18 protein-coding genes are annotated in these 17,929 nt (G+C 66.6%); 9 read left to right on the top strand and 9 right to left on the bottom strand.

Translation table 11 applies throughout. The annotated features are described in order from the left end of the window. Positions 1-21: 21 nt before the first annotated feature. The 4 genes from AC1Q7Q_RS19645 to AC1Q7Q_RS19660 all read right to left on the bottom strand — a co-directional run bounded on the left by AC1Q7Q_RS19645 (position 22) and on the right by AC1Q7Q_RS19660 (position 5,479). Positions 22-1,158 (bottom strand): PLP-dependent cysteine synthase family protein, encoded by a 1,137-nt coding sequence (locus AC1Q7Q_RS19645; RefSeq protein WP_492375413.1) that lies wholly within the window; start codon positions 1,156-1,158, stop codon positions 22-24. 169 nt (positions 1,159-1,327) lie between these two features. Next, positions 1,328-1,846 (bottom strand): DNA-deoxyinosine glycosylase, encoded by a 519-nt coding sequence (locus AC1Q7Q_RS19650; protein ID WP_492375402.1) that lies wholly within the window; start codon positions 1,844-1,846, stop codon positions 1,328-1,330. Between the two features lie 129 nt (positions 1,847-1,975). Next, positions 1,976-3,889: a molecular chaperone HtpG gene (gene htpG / locus AC1Q7Q_RS19655; RefSeq protein WP_492375401.1), complete on the bottom strand. Its 1,914-nt coding sequence runs from the start codon at positions 3,887-3,889 to the stop codon at positions 1,976-1,978. A 168-nt stretch (positions 3,890-4,057) separates the two neighbouring features. After that, positions 4,058-5,479 (bottom strand): aminotransferase-like domain-containing protein, encoded by a 1,422-nt coding sequence (locus AC1Q7Q_RS19660; protein ID WP_492375412.1) that lies wholly within the window; start codon positions 5,477-5,479, stop codon positions 4,058-4,060. A 210-nt stretch (positions 5,480-5,689) separates the two neighbouring features. Between AC1Q7Q_RS19660 and AC1Q7Q_RS19665 the strand changes: the two genes are divergently transcribed. From AC1Q7Q_RS19665 to AC1Q7Q_RS19700, 8 genes are all read left to right on the top strand, one after another. Next, positions 5,690-6,382 carry a VOC family protein gene (locus tag AC1Q7Q_RS19665; protein ID WP_492375400.1) on the top strand — a complete coding sequence of 231 codons (693 nt, stop codon included), beginning with the start codon at positions 5,690-5,692 and terminating at the stop codon, positions 6,380-6,382. A 78-nt stretch (positions 6,383-6,460) separates the two neighbouring features. Continuing rightward, positions 6,461-7,177, top strand: a complete 717-nt coding sequence (locus AC1Q7Q_RS19670) for an alanyl-tRNA editing protein (protein ID WP_492375399.1) — start codon at positions 6,461-6,463, stop codon at positions 7,175-7,177. Between the two features lie 17 nt (positions 7,178-7,194). Beyond that, entirely contained in the window at positions 7,195-7,833 is a 639-nt protein-coding gene (locus AC1Q7Q_RS19675; RefSeq protein WP_492375398.1) for a LysE family translocator, read from the top strand. Between the two features lie 82 nt (positions 7,834-7,915). Beyond that, positions 7,916-8,854, top strand: coding sequence for a DMT family transporter (locus tag AC1Q7Q_RS19680; RefSeq protein ID WP_492375411.1), 939 nt, complete (start codon positions 7,916-7,918; stop codon positions 8,852-8,854). Positions 8,855-8,865: 11 nt separating this feature from the next. After that, positions 8,866-9,324 carry a RidA family protein gene (locus AC1Q7Q_RS19685; RefSeq protein WP_492375397.1) on the top strand — a complete coding sequence of 153 codons (459 nt, stop codon included), beginning with the start codon at positions 8,866-8,868 and terminating at the stop codon, positions 9,322-9,324. A gap of 103 nt (positions 9,325-9,427) precedes the next feature. Continuing rightward, entirely contained in the window at positions 9,428-9,757 is a 330-nt protein-coding gene (locus tag AC1Q7Q_RS19690) for a DHCW motif cupin fold protein (RefSeq protein WP_043348099.1), read from the top strand. A gap of 39 nt (positions 9,758-9,796) precedes the next feature. Then, positions 9,797-10,984, top strand: coding sequence for an aminotransferase-like domain-containing protein (locus tag AC1Q7Q_RS19695; protein ID WP_492375396.1), 1,188 nt, complete (start codon positions 9,797-9,799; stop codon positions 10,982-10,984). Between the two features lie 156 nt (positions 10,985-11,140). Beyond that, on the top strand, positions 11,141-11,785 hold the full coding sequence (locus AC1Q7Q_RS19700) for a glutathione S-transferase family protein (RefSeq protein WP_043352127.1): 645 nt from the start codon (positions 11,141-11,143) through the stop codon (positions 11,783-11,785). Positions 11,786-11,842: 57 nt separating this feature from the next. Here the strand turns inward: AC1Q7Q_RS19700 and AC1Q7Q_RS19705 are convergent, their stop codons facing one another. Further along, positions 11,843-12,496, bottom strand: coding sequence for a LysE family translocator (locus AC1Q7Q_RS19705; RefSeq protein WP_043348104.1), 654 nt, complete (start codon positions 12,494-12,496; stop codon positions 11,843-11,845). A gap of 510 nt (positions 12,497-13,006) precedes the next feature. Between AC1Q7Q_RS19705 and AC1Q7Q_RS19710 the strand changes: the two genes are divergently transcribed. After that, positions 13,007-14,683, top strand: coding sequence for an L-lactate permease (locus AC1Q7Q_RS19710; RefSeq protein WP_492375395.1), 1,677 nt, complete (start codon positions 13,007-13,009; stop codon positions 14,681-14,683). A 106-nt stretch (positions 14,684-14,789) separates the two neighbouring features. Here the strand turns inward: AC1Q7Q_RS19710 and AC1Q7Q_RS19715 are convergent, their stop codons facing one another. The 4 genes from AC1Q7Q_RS19715 to AC1Q7Q_RS19730 all read right to left on the bottom strand — a co-directional run bounded on the left by AC1Q7Q_RS19715 (position 14,790) and on the right by AC1Q7Q_RS19730 (position 17,854). Continuing rightward, positions 14,790-15,215: a type II toxin-antitoxin system VapC family toxin gene (locus AC1Q7Q_RS19715; RefSeq protein WP_492375394.1), complete on the bottom strand. Its 426-nt coding sequence runs from the start codon at positions 15,213-15,215 to the stop codon at positions 14,790-14,792. Beyond that, positions 15,209-15,481, bottom strand: a complete 273-nt coding sequence (locus AC1Q7Q_RS19720; RefSeq protein WP_492375393.1) for a type II toxin-antitoxin system Phd/YefM family antitoxin — start codon at positions 15,479-15,481, stop codon at positions 15,209-15,211. The genes AC1Q7Q_RS19715 and AC1Q7Q_RS19720 overlap by 7 nt, the downstream gene beginning before the upstream one ends. 112 nt (positions 15,482-15,593) lie before the next feature. Beyond that, positions 15,594-16,550 carry a formimidoylglutamase gene (gene hutG / locus AC1Q7Q_RS19725; RefSeq protein ID WP_492375392.1) on the bottom strand — a complete coding sequence of 319 codons (957 nt, stop codon included), beginning with the start codon at positions 16,548-16,550 and terminating at the stop codon, positions 15,594-15,596. Then, positions 16,547-17,854 (bottom strand): MFS transporter, encoded by a 1,308-nt coding sequence (locus AC1Q7Q_RS19730; RefSeq protein ID WP_492375391.1) that lies wholly within the window; start codon positions 17,852-17,854, stop codon positions 16,547-16,549. The genes hutG and AC1Q7Q_RS19730 overlap by 4 nt, the downstream gene beginning before the upstream one ends. Positions 17,855-17,929 lie beyond the last annotated feature (75 nt).

Below are 17,929 nucleotides of genomic sequence, written 5' to 3' on the forward strand. Positions count from 1 at the left end.
GCTGGCAGTTGATCTCGGCAGCTAGGATGCGTCCTGAACCCCAAGCCCCGCAGCCTCGATCCCCGCATGAGCCTGCCGTGTCAGCAGCGGTTCGCCGTTGACTGCGCGAGCGATCAGGGCATCGGGCTGCGCGACGGGAATTCCCTGCGCCCGGTACCATGCATCATCATAGTAAGTATTGCCATAGCGTTCACCGCTATCACACAGCAAGCCGACGATGGCGCCCTGCTCGCCCGCCGCCGCCATCCGCTCGGCCAGGTACAGCACACCGACGAAGTTGGTGCCTGTCGAGCCGCCCACGCGACGGCCGAAGCGCGCGGCCAGATAGCGCATCGCGGCAAAGGACAAGGCATCGGGTACCTTGAGCATCGCATCGATGCACGTCGGAATAAAGGAGCGCTCGACACGCGGGCGGCCGATGCCCTCGATCCGCGAGCCGACGTCCAGGCTCAGGCTGCTGTCCGGCTGGCCCGCCAGCATGCTTTTGAAATAGTCAAAAAATACGGAGTTCTCCGGGTCGGCGCAAAGAATGCGGGTTCTATGCCGACTGTAGGCAACGTAGCGGCCCAATGTTGCGACGGTGCCACCGGTGCCTCCACTGGCCACGAGCCACGTCGGAACCGGGTATTCCTCGTCAGCCATCTGCTTGAAAATCGACTCGGCGATATTGTTGTTGGCGCGCCAGTCGGTAGCACGCTCCGCATAGGTGAACTGGTCCATGAAATGGCCACCGGTTTCCACCGCTATGCAGTGCGATTCCGTATAGATGTCCGCCGGATTGGCAACCAGTTGGCAGCGCCCGCCATAGAATTCGATCGCCTCGATTTTCGCCCTTGAGGTACCCGCCGGAATCACCGCCACGAAGGGCAAGCCGAGCAGCCTGGCAAAGTAGGCTTCGGAGATGGCCGTCGAGCCGCTGGACGCCTCCACGACGGTGCTTTTTTCGTTCAGCCAGCCATTGCAAAGCGCGTAGAGAAACAGCGATCTCGCCAGGCGATGTTTCAGGCTGCCGGTCGGATGGCTGGATTCATCCTTGAAATAGAAGCGGATTTGCGGATATCCCGGCAGGTCCAGCGGAATCAGGTGCGTATCGGCGCAGCGGTTGAAGTCGGCTTCGATCTTGCGAATCGCTTCGCGGGTCCAGTCAGAGCGTGGCATGGGAACCTTCACTGAAATGACTGCGAACAAAACAACAGCCTTGGGCGCCCGGCGCGGCTTCGCGCCGGTTGGCATATCGAGATTTCGATCATAGACGCCCGAGCGACTCTGCGGTAATTTGCCCCTCTGCGGCAGCCGACGGCTTGCCCGCCGGCACGAATATCAGCGCTTAGTTCAGCAGCGCACGCCACAACGCCAGCTTCTGCTCAAAATTGCGCGCCGCATGTGCCGGGCTCGATGAGGGCAGCACCACAGTCTCATAGCCTGCCGCCTCAAACTGCGCGGCGAAACGACCCGACGTACCGCCGTTAAAGCCGACGCGGCGCAACGCAGGCGCCAGCGCCTTGAGCCGCACGAAGTCGTTGGCCTGCGGATGGCGGATATTGCTGTCCAGGCTGCCCTCGCGCACGCAGGCGCCGAGCACATCCCACACGCCGATGCCGTGGAACAGCAACCGCGCCAAACGATCGGCGTAAGGCAAAGCAGGCAGGGGCTCGCCGGTCAGCGCGCCCAGCAGCGGCCAGAACTGGTTGCGTGGATGCGCGTAATACTGCTGCGCCGCCAGCGACGCCGCGCCGGGAAAGCTGCCCAGCACCAGTACGCGGATGTGCCGATCGATGACCGGTGCAAGGCCTTGCTGTAGATCGGGGGGGAGAACCAGAGGGGATGCGGGAGATGGGACGGGCATGGGGTGAGTGTACTTGGCCCCGGGGGAGGACGGGCGCCTGCGCGGCTTGCATGCATCATGCTTGCTGCCGGCGCCCGCCCTCTCCCGGTCCCTCTCCCGCAGGCGGGAGAGGGAGCAAACCCGCTACGCTTACGCCAGCAGCTTGTTGACGCGCTGCACGTAGATCGAGGGGTCTTCGAGCGTGCCGCCCTCGGCCAGCAGGGCCTGGTCGAACAGTACGTGCACGCGGTCGCCGAAGGCGTCGTCCGTGGGACCGGCCTCTACCAGCGCGCGCAGCTTTTTCACCAGCGCGTGGTCGGGGTTCAGCTCCAGGATGGGCTGGGCGTCGGGCGCCTTCTGGCCGGCCTGCTTCAGCAGGCGTTGCAGGTAGCCGCTCATGTCGCCTTCGTCCGACACCAGGCAGGATGCCGACTCGGTCAGGCGCAGCGTGACGCGCACGTCCTTGGCCTTGCCATCCAGCACAGCCTTGGCGCGTTCCAGCACGTCCTTCCAGTCGCCTTCGGCCTTTTCCTGCTCGGCCTTCTCGTCGGCGTCGGCCAGCGCGCCAAGCTCCAGGTCGCCGCGTGCCACCGAGACCAGTTCCTTGCCATCGAACTCGCGCAGGAAGGACAGCATCCATTCGTCCACGCGGTCCGTCAGCAGCAGGACTTCGATGCCCTTCTTGCGGAACACTTCCAGGTGCGGGCTCGACTTGGCCGCGGCCCAGCTATCGGCCGTGACGTAGTAGATCTTGTCCTGGCCTTCCTTCATGCGGCCCACGTAGGCAGCCAGCGCCACGCTCTGCTCGGCGCTGTCCTGATGCGTGGAGGCAAAGCGCACCAGCTTGGCGATGCGCTCCAGGTTGGCGGCGTCTTCGCCCAGGCCTTCCTTGAGCACCTGGCCGAACTGCTGCCAGAAGGTGGTGTACTTGGCGCGTTCGGCTTCGTCCTCGCTGTCCGCCAGCGTTTCCAGCATCGACAGCACGCGCTTGGTGCAGCCTTCGCGGATGGCCTTCACGTCGCGGCTTTCCTGCAGCAGTTCGCGCGAGACGTTGAGCGGCAGGTCGGCCGAATCCACCACGCCCTTGACGAAGCGCAGGTATGCCGGCAGCAACTGCTCGGCATCGTCCATGATGAAGACGCGCTTCACATAGAGCTTGAGGCCGGCCTTGTGGTTGCGGTCCCACATATCGAACGGCGCACGCGCCGGCACGTACAGCAGCTGCGTGTATTCGCTGCGGCCTTCGACGCGGTTATGGGTGTAGGCCAGCGGCGCTTCGTTGTCGTGCGCGATGTGCTGGTAGAAAGCGGTGTACTGCGCTTCGGTGATGTCCGATTTGGAGCGGGTCCACAGGGCGCTGGCCTGGTTCACGCTCTCCCACTCGCCCGTGTCCTTGTAGGCGCTGGCCTCGGCATCCCAGACTTCCTTGGGCATGCGTATCGGCAGCGAGATGTGGTCGGAATATTTCTGGATGATGCCCTTGATCTTCCAGGCGGAGAGGAAATCGTCCTCGCCTTCGCGCAGGTGCAGCGTGATGGTGGAACCGCGCTCGGCACGATCGATGGCATCGACGGTGAACTCGCCATCGCCTGCGCTTTCCCAGCGCACGGCTTCGCTGGCGGGCAGGCCGGCGCGCCGCGTTTCCACGGTGACCTTGTCAGCCACGATGAACGCCGAATAGAAGCCCACGCCGAACTGGCCGATCAGGGCGGCGTCCTTCTGCTGGTCGCCGGAGAGCTGCTGGAAGAATTCCTTGGTGCCCGAGCGGGCGATGGTGCCAAGGTTGCGGATCGCCTCGTCGCGGCTCATGCCGATGCCGTTGTCGGTGATCTTCAGCGTGCGGGCCTTGGCGTCGGCCTCGATGCGGATCGCCAGGTCGGCGTCGTTCTCGAGCAGGGCCGGGTTGGCAATCGCCTCGAAGCGCAGCTTGTCAGTGGCGTCGGAAGCATTCGAAACCAGCTCGCGCAGGAAAATTTCCTTGTTGCTGTACAGCGAGTGGATCATCAGGTGCAGCAGTTGCTTCACTTCCGCCTGGAAGCTCATCGTCTCGTGCGGTGCGGTCATGGTTCTCCTCTTAACAATCTTGGCAAACTTGGCTGATTTGGGAATCTAGGCAATGTGACGGGCCGGCAGCCGGGGGCTGCGGGCCGGCGTCAGGCCGGTGACCCGAGACATAAGGGCATCCGACCGGTTTTCAAGACATGGCCCGGCTAGGACCAGGTTAGGCCCCGGTTAGCGCCGCTCCAGCTGGCGCGCCAGGAAGGCCAGCATGGCAGGGTCCTGGCTGCTAGCCACATTGAAGCGCATCCAGCCGGACGGCATCTGCGACGGCGAGAACAAGCTGCCGGGGGCGAACAGGTAGCCCTCCTCATGCCCGGCGACGGCGATGGCGTTGGTATCGCGCCCGGTGTCCGCCCACAGGTACATGCCGGCGTGCTGGCCTGCAAAGAGCGACAGGCCCATCCGCTCAATGGTGCGCCGGGTCTCGTCGCGCGCCCGGTCAAGCCGGTTGCGCACGCGCTCCACGTGCTTGCGGTAATGGCCTTCGGTCAACACCTTGTACAGCACGCGCTCGTTGATCTCCGGCGAGGCCAGGCCCGCCAGCAGCTTGCTGTCGGTCAGGCTGGCGACCAGCTCCGGATGGGCGGCGATAAAGCCCACGCGCAGATTGGCGGCCAGCGTCTTGGAAAAGCTGCCCAGGTAGATCACCCGGCGCAGCTGGTCCAGGCTGGCCAGCCGGGTGGCGGAGTGACCTGGCGGGCACAGGTCGCAATAGATGTCGTCCTCGACGATCAGCAGGTCGTACTGCTCGGCGAGGCGCAGCAGCTGGAAGGCCTTGGCGGCCGACAGCGAGGTGCCGGTGGGGTTGTGCAGCACCGAGTTGATCACCATCAGGCGCGGGCGGCGCGCCTGCAGGATGCGCTCCAGCGCCTCCAGGTCCGGGCCCTCGGCGGTGTAAGGCATGCCGATCAGCTGCGCGCCCTGGGCGGCGAAGCGGCCGAACATGACGAACCACGCCGGGTCGCCCACCAGCACGGCGTCGCCGGGGCGCAGGTAGAGCCGCGCGATCAGGTCGAGCGCCTGGGTGATGCCGGAGGTAAGCACGATCTGCTCGGGGGTGGCGCCGATCTCCAGTTCGGCCAGGCGGTTGCGCAGTTGCTGGCGCAAAGGCAGGAAGCCCTGCGGCGTGCCACTGGCCAGGAAATGGCTGCCCGGCTGGCGGCCCAGCCCGCGCAGCGCGCTGGCGATCAGGTCGCCGTCGAGCCAGTCGTTGGGCAGGAAGCCCATCCCCGGAGACTTATGCGGCTCGGTCGAGTGGAACATGCTGCGCAGCAGCCAGGTTACGTCGATGTTGCGCGCGCCGGTCGAGACCGGGGCCACCGGCACCACTTGCGGCGTGCGCTCGCGCACGTAGAAGCCCGAGCCGCGGCGGGATTCGAGGTAGCCCAGCGCCACCAGCCGCTCATAGGCCTCGACCACGGTGAAGCGCGAGATGCCCTTTTCCTGCGCAAGCTGGCGAATCGAGGGCATGCGCATGCCGGCGCGAAAGACCCGCTCGTCGATGCGCAGCCGCGCCCACTCGGTCAACTGCTCCACCAGCGTCATCTGCGCCGAGGGCACAGGGTCGGGCATGCGCTCGGTGGGGGGCGGCATGACCAGGCGCAATGAGCGCACCTGCTCGCCAGCCTCTTCGCCAGCGTGGAAAGCCGCGCCCTCCTGCTTGCCTGCCCCGGCTCCTTTATCCTTGAGCCCTGGCGCAACCGGTTCCCTGCTGTTCATGCCTTGCTCCCGCCACTGTACTGAGAATGTTCTGCATAACTGTATCGGTACTGTACCGACAACCTTGTCTACCATCAACACACAATGACAATTGCCCTCGACCATCTCGTGATCGCCGCCCTCACGCTTGAAGCGGGGGCGCAGCATGTCGCCGACGCGCTCGGCGTGACGCCCCAGCCGGGCGGCGCGCACCCTGGCATGGGCACCCACAATTGCCTGCTCGGCCTGTTCGGCGGCATCTACCTGGAAGTCATCGCCATCGACCCCGAGGCACCGGCCCCCACGCGGCCGCGCTGGTTTGGCCTGGACACCGAGGCCGTGCAGGCCCGGCTGCGCCATGGTCCCTTCCTGATGCACTGGGTTGCGCGGGTGGAACGCCCCACCGACCTGTCCCTGTGGCAGGCGCAGTACCCCACGCGCATCCCGCCGGTCATCCCGATGACCCGTGGCGACCTGCGCTGGCGCATCACCGTGCCGCAAGACGGCAGCCTGCCCGCGTGGCCGGCTGACGATGCGGATGGCACGGACGGCCCGGCGACGCCGGGCGACGGCATCCTCCCCACGCTGATCCAGTGGGATGTCTCGACCCATCCGTCGTCCCGGCTGCCGAACCAGGGCCTGGCGCTGCGCTCGCTGCGGGCACGCCATCCACAGGCCGCGCGGCTCGCGGAGGCCTTGCAATGGCTGGGCGGCACCCGGTTCGTCCCGGAAGCATCCACGCTCGCGGAACTGAGCGCGGAGATAGAAACGCCCGATGGCGTGCGCACGCTGCGCTGAGCCGCACGCCGCAAGACGCACGCAGCAAGACACAAGAAATACTGTCGCAACAAGAACAACCGCCAAGGAGCCCCTCTGATGTCCGCCACCCGCAAACGCTTCGACGACGACGCCTATCTCGGCAGCTGCACCGCCACCGTGGTAGCCGTGCACGCTGACGGCATCGAGCTCGACCAGACCGTGTGCTACGCGCGCAGCGGCGGCCAGGCGGGCGATACCGGCACGCTCAAGCTGGCCAACGGCGCGACCATCGCACTGCTGGAAACCGTGTACGCCCCGGACCGCAGCCATATCCTGCACGTCCCGGCGCCGGGTACGGCGCTGCCGGAGGCGGGCGACATCGTGGCCGTCACGATCGACTGGGAGCGCCGCCACCGGCTGATGCGGCTGCATACCTGCCTGCACCTGCTGGGCTCGCTGATCCCGGTGCCAGTGACCGGCTGCGGCATCTCGCCCGACTCGGCGCGCATCGACTTCGACCTGCCGGAATCCACGCTCGACAAGGCCGTGCTCACCGAGCAGCTCAATGCGCTGATCGGCGCCGACAGCCGGGTGCAGGTGGAGCGCATCACGTCCGAGCAACTCGCCGAGCAGCCCGAGCTGGTGCGCACGGTGGGCGCGGCGCCGCCCGCGGGCAGCGGCGTCATCCGCATCATCGACATCCCCGGCGTGGACCGCCAGCCTTGCGGCGGCACCCATGTCGCGGCCACCGGCGAGATCGGCGCCGTGCTGGTGACCAAGATCGAGAAGAAGAGCCGCACCAACCGCCGCGTGGTCGTGCAGTTCGCAGCGTGAGAGCGGCAGGACGATAGATGGATCCCGCTCTGCTCACCGGGCTGTCGGCCGCCCAGTTCGCCGCGCTGCTGTCGCTCATGGCAGTCGGCGCCTTCACGCCCGGCCCCAACACGACGATTGCCGCGGTCACCGGCGCCAACTTTGGCCTGCGCGCCACGCTGCCGCACTGCGTGGGCGTCGCGTTCGGCTTTGCCAGCATCCTGGCGCTGTGCGCGGCGGGCGTGGGCGCGCTGATCCTGGCCAGCCCGGCGCTAGCGCTGCTGGTGCATGCCGCCGGCGTGCTCTACCTGCTGTGGCTGGCGCTCAAACTGGCGCGCAGTACCGTGCTGTCGGACAAGCAGGTGCTGCGCCCGCTGTCGGTGTGGCAGTCGGCCGTGCTGCAGTACGCCAATATCAAGGCGTGGATGCTGGCGCTGGCTACAGCCGCCTCGTATATGGCAGGCGCGCAGTCGCCGGTGCATCGGGCCGTGCTGGTGTGCGCGGTGTTCGGCGTGTTCGGCTTTGTCAGCAATGGCGTGTACGGCGTGATTGGCGCCACGCTGCGGCAATGGCTGCAGGTTGGCCACCGCATCCGCTGGTTCAACCGCGCAATGGGCCTGGCGCTGGCACTCACGGCGCTGTGGATTGCGCTGGCTGGCCGGCCCACCCTGCACTAATTCAAACTCAAACGCCATGGCTGCCAAAACCACCTCTGTCCAACCCATCGCTAGCGCCCCTGCCGACACCCACGGCGGCGGCATGCTGCTCGGCTTAGTCGGCGTGGCCGTGTTCAGCCAGACCTTGCCCTTCACGCGCATGGCGGTGGCCGAGCTGGACGCCACCTTCGTCGCGCTCGGCCGTGCGGTGGTGGCGGCGCTGCTGGCGCTGGTGCTGCTGTGGCAGCGCGGCGCGTTCGCCCGCGCGCGCCGTCCCCGGGGCGGCCAGTGGTGGCGCCTGGGGGTCACCTCGCTGGGCGTGGTGGTGGGCTTTCCGCTGTTTTCCTCACTGGCCATGCGTGAAGTGCCGGCCGGCCACGGCGCCATCATTACCGGCCTGCTGCCGCTGGCCACGGCGGTCTTCGCCGCCTGGTTCGGCCGCGAGCGGCCATCGCCGGCGTTCTGGCTGTCGGCCGCCGCCGGCAGTGCGCTGGTGGTCGCCTTTGCCCTGTGGCAAGGCGCCGGCGGGCTGCAGCATGCCGACTGGCTGCTGTTCGCGGCGATGGTGCTGGGTGCGCTGGGCTATGCCGAGGGCGGCAAGCTGTCGCGCGAGCTTGGCGGGCTGGAAACCATCAGCTGGGCGCTGGCCGTGGCACTGCCGCTGCTGCTGCCGGTGGTGGCCTGGCTGGGGCTTGCGCATGCCGGCCAGATCGCAGCCGCCTCGCCGCGCGCCTGGCTCGGCATGGGCTATGTTTCCGTATTCTCGATGTTCATCGGCTTCCTGTTCTGGTACGCCGGGCTCGCAAAAGGCGGCGTGGCGCGCGTCGGGCAGATACAATTGCTGCAGCCGTTCCTCACGCTGGCGGGCGGCGCCCTGCTGCTGGCCGAACCGCTTGATGCCGTCACCCTGGCGTTTGCGGTGGCGGTGATCGGCGTGGTAGCCCTGGGCCGCCGGACCGCCGTGCGCAGCGCCCCCGCGAGTCCCATGCCCGCGCCCGCCGCCGAAGAACCCCACCCTGCCCCTACGGCACGATCCCTCTGACTGGAGACCCTATGTCCGTTCACGACACCCTTGCCCGCCTCGGCATCGCACTGCCGACCGCTGGCGCACCGGCCGCCGCCTACGTCATGGCCGCGCAAACCGGCAACACCGTGTTCCTTTCGGGCCACATTGCCCGCAAGGATGGCAAACCCTGGGTAGGCAAGCTGGGCAAGGACCTTGGCACCGAAGACGGCAAGGTTGCCGCTCGCGCCATCGCCGTGGACCTGCTGGCCACGCTGAACACCCACCTGGGCGGCGATCTGGACCGCGTCACCCGCATCGTCAAGGTGATGAGCCTGGTCAACTCCACGGAAGACTTCACCGAGCAGCACCTGGTGACCAACGGCGCCTCGGAGTTGCTGGCGGAAGTCTTCGGCGAAGCCGGCAAGCATGCCCGCAGCGCCTTTGGCGTAGCGCAGGTCCCGCTGGGCGCCTGCGTCGAGATCGAGATGATCGTCGAAGTGAAGTAAGCCGGCGTGAAGCAAGAAAGCAGAACCAAGTGAATGGAAGTCAGGCCAGGGACCGGGGGATACCCCCGCCCTGCGCCCAACCAACTGAAGGCACCGCCCACCCATGCGCATCGACAACCTGCCTTTCGGCACCACCGACTGGTCCGACATCACCCCGACCCGCCACCCCGGCGACACCGGGGAAGCCCTCTGGCGCACCCGCCAGTTCGGCGACATCCGCGTTCGCATGGTGGAGTATTCTGCCGGGTATCTCGCCGATCACTGGTGCACCAAAGGGCACATCCTTTTTGTGCTGGAAGGCGAGTTGCATACCGAGCTGGAAGACGGCCGGCATTTCGTGCTCCGCGCGGGCACGAGCTACCAGGTCGCCGACCAGGCCGAGCCGCACCGTTCGTCCACCCCGACCGGGGCGCGGCTTTTTATCGTTGACTGAGTCGAGCCAACCCGACTCCCCACACACCAAGAGAACATCATGAACTGGGCCATTTCCCGCCGGGCGCAACAGCTGACCAGCTCGGCTATCCGCGAAATCCTGAAAGTGACCGAGCGTCCGGAAGTTATTTCCTTCGCGGGCGGCCTGCCGTCGCCGGCCACCTTCCCGGTAGCGGCCATGGAACAGGCGGTGGCCCGGATCTTCGCCGACAACCCGCAAGCCGCCCTGCAGTACGCCGCCACCGAAGGCTACATGCCGCTGCGCGAATTCATCGCCAAGCGCCATCACGTGGACGTGGAGCGCGTGCTGATCACCACCGGCTCGCAGCAGGCGCTGGACCTGATCGCCAAGGTGTTGATCGACCCGGGCAGCCCGGTGCTGGTGGAAACGCCCAGCTACCTTGGCGCGCTGCAAGCCTTCTCGCTGTTCGAGCCCGAGTTCGTCTCGGTGCCGGGCGACGACAAGAGCCTGCTGCCGGAATCGCTCACGCCCGAGCTGACCGCTGGCGCGCGCTTCCTCTACGCCCTGCCCAACTTCCAGAACCCCACCGGGCGGCGCATGCCGCTGGAGCGCCGCCAGGCCCTGGTGGCCCGCGCCCGCGAGCTCGGCGTGCTGCTGGTCGAGGATGATCCCTACGGCGAACTGAGCTATCGCGGCGACCAGTTGCCGAGCCTGCTGTCGATGAACCCCGACGGCGTGATCTACATGGGCTCGTTCTCCAAGATCCTGGCCCCCGGCCTGCGCCTGGGCTTTGTGATCGCCCCGCCCGAGCTGCACTTCAAGCTGTGCCAGGCCAAGCAGGCGTCGGACCTGCATACGCCCAGCTTCACCCAGCGCCTTGCCTATGAAGTGGTGCGCGATGGCTTGCTGGACTCGCATATCCCCACCATCCGCACGCTCTACGCGGCGCAGTGCCAGGCCATGCTGGATTCGCTCGCGCGCCACATGCCGGAAGGCGTGACCTGGAACGCGCCGGAAGGCGGCATGTTCATCTGGATGGAGCTGCCCGAGGGCCTGGACAGCATGGAGATCCTGCAAGAAGCGGTCAAGCGCAATGTGGCCTATGTGCCGGGCGCGCCGTTCTACGCCAGCAACCCGCGCCGCAATGCGCTGCGCCTGGCCTTTGTCACGGTGGCGCCGGAGCGCATCGAGCAAGGCGTGGCCATCCTCGGCACGCTGTTCCGCGAAGCCATCGCCAAGCACGCGCCGCAAGCCAAGGCCGCCTGAGCGTCGCTTGAGCGACACGCGTGGCACGGATACGTCTCCTGACTGATACCGGGCTGGCGGGCTTCATGGCAAGATAATGGCCATCGCCTGTCAGTCCGGGCCGCGAACGCGCAGGCATTGCGCATGCGCGGCCCACGCCTTGAGGAGAAGGGTTTCGTGCTGCGTATCTGGGGTCGACTCTCATCGATCAACGTGCAAAAAGTGGTCTGGTGCGCGCGCGAGCTGCACCTGGACCACGAACGCATCGACATTGGCGTCAGCGAGGGCGACCTCGACACCGAGGCCTATGTCCGGCTCAACCCCGACCGCAGCATCCCGGTGATCGAGGATTTCCGCGGCACCGACGTGGGCGGCGAGCCTTTTGTGCTGTGGGAATCCAACGCCATCGTGCGCTACCTGTGCGCGCACGACGGCGAGGACACCCTGTGGCCCGGCAACGTCAAGGCGCGCGCGCTGGCCGACCGCTGGATGGACTGGCAGACCAACGCCTTCAGCCCGGCCATGGTCGACGCATTCCGCCACCTGGTGCGGCTGCCCGCCGAGCAGCGCGACCCCGACCTGATCGCCCGCTCCCTGGAACGCACCGAACCGCTCGCGGCCCGGCTCGACGAAGCCCTGGCGCAGCGTGAGTTCATCTGCGGCGACCGCTTCACCATGGCCGACATCCCGGTTGCCTGCGCCGCCCACCGCTGGCTGGGCCTGCCGGTCACACACCAGCCCCGCCCGCACCTTGAGCGCTGGGCAGCGGCCATGCGTGCACGGCCTGCCGCCCGCACCATCCTGACGTTGCCGCTTGTCTGAGCCGCCCCCTTATTTGCTGATTTACTGGCTGATTTACTGGCCGATTTACTGGCTGATTTACTTGCTGTTGCGCCCGCCCGACACCGCGGCCAGCACCCCCAGCCCGATCAGCGCGCCGCCCGTCAGGTAGCGGCCCACGGCCTGCGCGCCCCTGGCGCGCGCGAGCAGCGGCAACAACGCCGCCGCGGCCAGCACATAGCAGCAATCGGTGGTGGCGGCGATCAGGACGAAGGTGCCGCCCAGGGCCACGCTCTGCGGCAGCGCCGCGATGGCGGGATCCATGAACTGCGGCAGGAAGGCCGCGAAGAACAATGTGGTCTTGGGGTTGAACAAGGCCACCACGAAGCCATCGCGAAACACCCGCCGCAGCCCGGCGCTGCCAGCAGCCGGGTCCGCCTGCGCAGCAGCGGCCGGTCGCGCGCGCAGCGCCCGCACCCCCAGGTAGACCAGGTAGGCCGCGCCGGCGTACTTCATCACGGCAAAGGCCAGAGACGATACCGCGAACAGCGCCGCCAGCCCCAGCGCGGCCGCCAGCACATTGACCAGGTTGCCCAACACCACGGCCGTCACCGAAGCCAGGCCCGCAAGCCGGCCTAGCGACAGCGTGCGCGCAACGATGTAGATCACCGCCGGCCCCGGCGTCACCGCAAGCAACAGGCTGGACAGCAGGAAAGCGGCAAGCACGTGACCGCCGGGAAGGATGTGCAGCATGGCAATGCTCCTCCAGAAACAGGAACGCCACCTTTCATGCCCGGTCGGCCGGCTTATCGACAGCGCCAAGGCGTAAAAGGACGACCGGCACATTCTGCCACCACGGGCCTGGCCAGCATACATTTGCGTATCGAGTGGTTTGGAGTACTCTGCCAATAAGGCAGCGAGTGCGCCAACCTGCCCCCAGGCAAACCCTGACCCATGAATCCTGCTCACGATGACGGTGACTGGATTTAGGGCAGCGCGGCAGGAACCCATCCATAAAATCCGAAGTTTGCTGGTCGCGCGGTTGACAGCTTGGCAGGTTCGCAATGCGCGCCCGGACAAGAAGACGACGCGGCAGCCTGGGCCTAAGAGGCCGTTTCAAAATGAAGCGAAGCGGTTCTGGCTAGGCGCGCGGCCGCAGACAGTACAAGGGGTACGGCAAGGCCGCGCAACGACGCCAGAATCTTTTTGAAATGGCCTCTAATACAAAAGCAACCTGTCGCCCCAACCCGAGGAGGACTCATCGTGTGGACCCAAGTCTATGACCCGCTAGGCAGCCTGGCATTGTCCACGCTGGCAGCGGGGATTCCCGTCGCCGTACTGCTGGCGGCGCTAGCCTTCTTTCACCTGCAGGCCCACCTGGCCGCCGGGCTGGCGCTCGTGGTCGGCGTGGTCATCGCTTCCGCGGTGTTCGGCATGCCCGCCGACATGGCTGGCAAGGCCGCCGGCCTGGGCATCGTATCGGGCCTGTTCCCGATCGGCTGGATCGTGCTGAACATCATCTTCCTGCACCGGCTGACCACCATCAACGGCTCCTTCAAGGTGCTGCAGAACTCGATCTCCGGCATCACCGAAGACCGGCGCCTGCAACTGCTGCTGGTGGCCTTCAGCTTTGGCGCTTTCTTCGAAGGCGCCGCCGGCTTCGGCACGCCGGTGGCGGTCACCGGCGCCATCCTGATCGGCCTCGGTTTTTCGCCACTGGCGGCATCCGGCCTGGCGCTGATCGCCAATACCGCGCCGGTGGCCTTCGGCGCGCTGGGCGCGCCGTTGATCGGCCTGTCCGCGGTGACGGGCCTGGACCTGCTGCACCTCTCGGCCATGGTCGGCCGGCAGCTGCCCTTCTTCTCGGTACTCGTGCCGTTCTGGCTGATCTGGGCCTTTGCCGGCTTCCGCGGCATGCTGGCGATCTGGCCGGCGATCCTGGTGGCCGGCGTCACCTTTGCCGTGCCGCAGTTCCTGGTGTCGAATTACCACGGCCCCTGGCTGGTGGACGTGATTGCCGCGCTGGTGTCGATGGGCTGCCTGACGCTGTTCCTGAAGGTCTGGAAGCCCAAGGAAATCTGGACCTCCACGCGCATCCTCGGCCGCAGGGACGACTCCAAGGTCGACGACCCCGAAGCGGTAGCCGCCGAAGCCCGCGCCAGCGCCGCCTCCGCCGGCATCTCGGTGGTCAAGGCCTGGATGCCCTGGGTGATCCTGACCGTGTTCGTCTTTGTCTGGGGCGTGCCGGAATTCAAGAAGCTGATGGACGGCCTGTGGCAATGGAAATTCCCCATCCCCGGCCTGGACAAAGCCGTGTTAAAGGTGCCGCCGGTGGTGCCGAAGGCCACTGCCGAAGGCGCGGTCTTCACGTTCAACGTGTTGTCGATGGCCGGCACCGGCATCCTGGTCTCCGGCATTCTCGGCGGCCTGCTGATGGGCTACTCGGTGCCGCGCCTCATCAAGGAATACTGGGAGACCATCAAGCTGGTGAAATATTCGCTGCTGACCATCTGCGCGATGTTCGGCGTGGGCTACCTGACCCGTTACTCGGGCCTGGATGCCACGCTGGGCCTGGCCTTTGCTCACACCGGCGTGCTCTACCCGCTGTTTGGCACCATGCTGGGCTGGCTGGGCGTGGCGCTGACCGGGTCCGACACCGCCTCCAACGTGCTTTTTGGCGGCCTGCAGAAAACCACGGCCGAGCAGCTGGGCCTATCGCCGATCCTGATGGCCTCGGCCAACAGCTCGGGCGGCGTGATGGGCAAGATGATCGATGCGCAGTCCATCGTGGTGGCGTCCACCGCCACCAAGTGGTACGGGCACGAAGGCGATATCCTGCGCTATGTGTTTTTCCACTCGATCGCGCTGGCGATCTTGGTCGGGCTGTTCATTACGCTGCAGGCTTATGTGCATCCGTTCACGCAGATGGTGATTCACTGAGCTGGCGAACCAGCAGCCATGAATAAATCCCCGCTCGTGCATGGGCGGGGCCAGACGGAAGCCGAAAAGGGAGCTGGGCGCCGGAGCCCGCGCTCAGCCCCCGAACTCAGCCCCCGAACCAGTTGACCAGCCGCAAGCCCGGCAGCCCGGCAAAATCCCTGACATTGCGCGTCACCAAGGTCAGGCCGTGCGCCATCGCGACGGATGCGATCTGTCCATCCACAAAGGGCAGGCTCAGCCCAGCCCGCTCCCGCGAATTGCGTAGCTCGGCATGGATCCGTGCCGCGGCGCTGTCATAGGGCAAGACCGGCAGGCTACCCGCCACTTCCTGCACGAAACGGCCAACCGCGTCCTTGCGCTGGCCATCCGGCATGCGCAGCCAGCCAAAACGTAATTCATGCCAGACCGGCGCCGGAATAACCAGTTCGCCATCGAATCGGGCCAGATTCGCCATGACCCCTGCATCCGGCTTTGGCCGCATTGCCTCCGAGACAATGTTGGTGTCCAGCAGCCAACTCGCAGCGCTCACCATGTGAAGTCACGCCCGTCGCCGGGTTGACGCACATGCTCGAAAGGGTCGACCTCATCTTCCGCTTGCACGTGCTCGCTGCGCCATTCGCTCAAACGCCCAAAGAAGCCAGACGTGGAACCGACAAGCAGCCGGTATTGCGACCAGGACATCAGCACTGCAGCCGGCTCACCGCGCCGGGAGATCAGCAGCGGTTCCTGCCCTCTTTCCGCGTCCCGAAGCACATCAGCGAGATGCGCTCTTGCCTCCGAGAATGGGATGGTTTGCATAGCGTGCCCCCTGCTCGAAATGTACAACTCAATTGTACAAGAATGAGCCGCCGAGTGTCGGCGGGGGTTTTCCTTGCGGCAATGGCGATGGCAATGGCGATGACCACGGCCCTCAGGCCATCAACCGGTAAGCCAGCCGCGCCGCGGCCCGAGCGCCGCAGGTGTCACGGTCATAGAGCGGATTGAACTCCGCCAGGTCCGCCACGCGCAGCTTGCCGCTGGCGCGCACCTGCGCCACCACCTCCTCCACCACGGGAAGGGGCACGCCATAAGGGGCTGGCGCCGAGACCGCCGGCATCACTGCCGCCGGCAGCACGTCCAGGTCGATCGTGAGGTAGACGTGATCGACCGCATCCATCAGCCCCTGCAACTCGGCAATCCGCGCGTCCAGGTGCCGTTCCTGCATCTGCACGTCCTCGACGTAGTGCACGCCAAGCGCCTTGGCATGCGCGAACAGCGCGGCGGTATTGCCGAGCCGGCTCACGCCCAGGCAAGCGTATTCGAAACGCTGTCCGCGCTCGTGGCAGGCCTGCGCGATCTGGTCGAAGGGCGTGCCCGAACTGCCGGGACGACCGGTGCGCAGGTCGAAGTGCGCATCGAGGTTGATCACCAGCACGCGGCCGTGGTCGCCACGCGCATCGAGATGCGCGCGCAGCCCCTGCCAGGTGCCCCAGGCGATCTCGTGGCCACCACCGAGCACCAGCGGGAATGCGCCCTGCGCCAGTTCGGCCGCGACCGCTGTTGCCAACGCTTGCTGCGCCGTCTCGAGATCGCCATCGTGGCAGACGACGTCGCCCGCATCGTGGAACACTTCCAGGCCATGGGCCGGGATGCCGGCCAGCGCGCGGCGGATCTCGCGCGGGCCACCCGCCGCGCCGGGACGGCCCTGGTTGCGCAGCACGCCGGCGTCGCAGCAAAAGCCCAGCAGCACGGGCGCGCCAGGCACGCGTTCGGCGCCTTGCACGCGCACGACATTGAATAGCCGGCGCGTGTCGCCCAGCTCGCCCGCATCGCTGCGGCCGCGCCAGATGCTGCCCGGCGCTGCAGCCATCGGATCCCTTTCGCTCATGACAGGCGGCGGCCCAGGGTTTCCGGCACCATCGCCAGGCCGATCAGCGAGACCAGGCCGCAGCCGATCACGTAGAACGCGGGCGCGTTGGGATTGGCGGTGAGATGGATCAGCTCGGTCGAGAAGAACTGCGCGAAACCACCGAAGATGGCAATCGCCACGCAGTAGGCAATCGACAGGCCGGTGGCGCGCATGCGCTGCGGCAGCACCTCGCTGACCAGCACCATCGACGCGGGCGACGTCATCGACATCGGTACCGAAAGGCAGCCCACCACCAGCAGCAGGCGCGTCAGGCTGGGCTCGGCGTTGATCAGCACGAAAGCGGGATAGATCATCAGCAGCAAGGCCACGCGCGACCACAGCACCACCGGGCGCCGCCCCACCCGGTCGCTCAGCCAGCCCGCGAACGGCGACAGCACGACCTGCACGGCAGCGGCCACGCAAGCGGCCCAGATGCCCAGCGACAGCGGCATGTGCAGCTGGCTAACGGCATAGTTGCTCAGGTAATACACCACGATATAGGTCGACGAAGCCACGCCGATCATCAGCAGGATGCTGGCCACCAGCGCACGCCCGTGCTCGCGCAACAGCTGCAGCGTGGAACCGCGCTCCGACTCGCCGGCGGCCGGCGCCGTCTCTTCCAGGCGGCGGCGAATCACCAGGCCCACCGGGATCACCAGGATGCCAATCACGAAGGCCAGGCGCCAGCCCCATGCCTCCAGCGCTTGCTGCTCCAGCACATTGCTGAGCAGCAAGCCAACCAGCGCGCCGAACAGCGCCGCCAGGCCCTGGCTAAACGGCTGCCAGCTGGTGTAGAAGCCGCGCGAGCGGTCGTCGGCATATTCCAGCAGCAGTGCCGTGGAGGCACCCATCTCCCCGCCGATGGCAAAGCCTTGCACCAGGCGCGCGAGCAGGATCATGATCGGCGCGAGCATGCCGATCTGCGCATACGTCGGCGTCACCACGAAGATCACCGAGCTCAAGCCCATCAGCCAGAGCGTCAGCGCCACCGCCGGCTTGCGCCCGACGCGGTCGGCATACATGCCGATCAGCAGGCCGCCCAGCGGGCGCATCAGGAAGCCTACGCCGAAGGTGGCGAAAGACAACAGCAACTGCCCGGTGGGATCGGATACCGGGAAATACAGGCGGCCGATCAGCGTGGCGAAGAAGCTGTAGACCACGAAGTCGTAGAACTCCAGGCCATTGCCGATAGTAATGGCAGCGATGGACTTGAACCTGGACAGCGGCTGGGCCGTGGCGGCATGCTGGGCTGCGATACCGGGAATGGTGTTGTCAATGGACATGATGTAACTCCGAAGCAAAATAATCCTGGCCGCCCGCAAGCGGGCGGTGAGCGCAACCCAGACAGGGTGTTCTTC

This window comes from Cupriavidus sp. GW823-FHT07A04 (assembly GCF_058794615.1).

What these genes read in the sequence shown, in the direction of transcription:
- AC1Q7Q_RS19645 (WP_492375413.1), bottom strand. Translation starts at nt 1,158, where the DNA reads ATGCCACGCTCTGACTGGACCCGCGAAGCGATTCGCAAGATCGAAGCC.
- AC1Q7Q_RS19650 (WP_492375402.1), bottom strand. Translation starts at nt 1,846, where the DNA reads ATGCCCGTCCCATCTCCCGCATCCCCTCTGGTTCTCCCCCCCGATCTA.
- htpG (WP_492375401.1), bottom strand. Translation starts at nt 3,889, where the DNA reads ATGACCGCACCGCACGAGACGATGAGCTTCCAGGCGGAAGTGAAGCAA.
- AC1Q7Q_RS19660 (WP_492375412.1), bottom strand. Translation starts at nt 5,479, where the DNA reads ATGCCGCCCCCCACCGAGCGCATGCCCGACCCTGTGCCCTCGGCGCAG.
- AC1Q7Q_RS19665 (WP_492375400.1), top strand. Translation starts at nt 5,690, where the DNA reads ATGACAATTGCCCTCGACCATCTCGTGATCGCCGCCCTCACGCTTGAA.
- AC1Q7Q_RS19670 (WP_492375399.1), top strand. Translation starts at nt 6,461, where the DNA reads ATGTCCGCCACCCGCAAACGCTTCGACGACGACGCCTATCTCGGCAGC.
- AC1Q7Q_RS19675 (WP_492375398.1), top strand. Translation starts at nt 7,195, where the DNA reads ATGGATCCCGCTCTGCTCACCGGGCTGTCGGCCGCCCAGTTCGCCGCG.
- AC1Q7Q_RS19680 (WP_492375411.1), top strand. Translation starts at nt 7,916, where the DNA reads ATGCTGCTCGGCTTAGTCGGCGTGGCCGTGTTCAGCCAGACCTTGCCC.
- AC1Q7Q_RS19685 (WP_492375397.1), top strand. Translation starts at nt 8,866, where the DNA reads ATGTCCGTTCACGACACCCTTGCCCGCCTCGGCATCGCACTGCCGACC.
- AC1Q7Q_RS19690 (WP_043348099.1), top strand. Translation starts at nt 9,428, where the DNA reads ATGCGCATCGACAACCTGCCTTTCGGCACCACCGACTGGTCCGACATC.
- AC1Q7Q_RS19695 (WP_492375396.1), top strand. Translation starts at nt 9,797, where the DNA reads ATGAACTGGGCCATTTCCCGCCGGGCGCAACAGCTGACCAGCTCGGCT.
- AC1Q7Q_RS19705 (WP_043348104.1), bottom strand. Translation starts at nt 12,496, where the DNA reads ATGCTGCACATCCTTCCCGGCGGTCACGTGCTTGCCGCTTTCCTGCTG.
- AC1Q7Q_RS19715 (WP_492375394.1), bottom strand. Translation starts at nt 15,215, where the DNA reads ATGGTGAGCGCTGCGAGTTGGCTGCTGGACACCAACATTGTCTCGGAG.
- AC1Q7Q_RS19720 (WP_492375393.1), bottom strand. Translation starts at nt 15,481, where the DNA reads ATGCAAACCATCCCATTCTCGGAGGCAAGAGCGCATCTCGCTGATGTG.
- hutG (WP_492375392.1), bottom strand. Translation starts at nt 16,550, where the DNA reads ATGAGCGAAAGGGATCCGATGGCTGCAGCGCCGGGCAGCATCTGGCGC.
- AC1Q7Q_RS19730 (WP_492375391.1), bottom strand. Translation starts at nt 17,854, where the DNA reads ATGTCCATTGACAACACCATTCCCGGTATCGCAGCCCAGCATGCCGCC.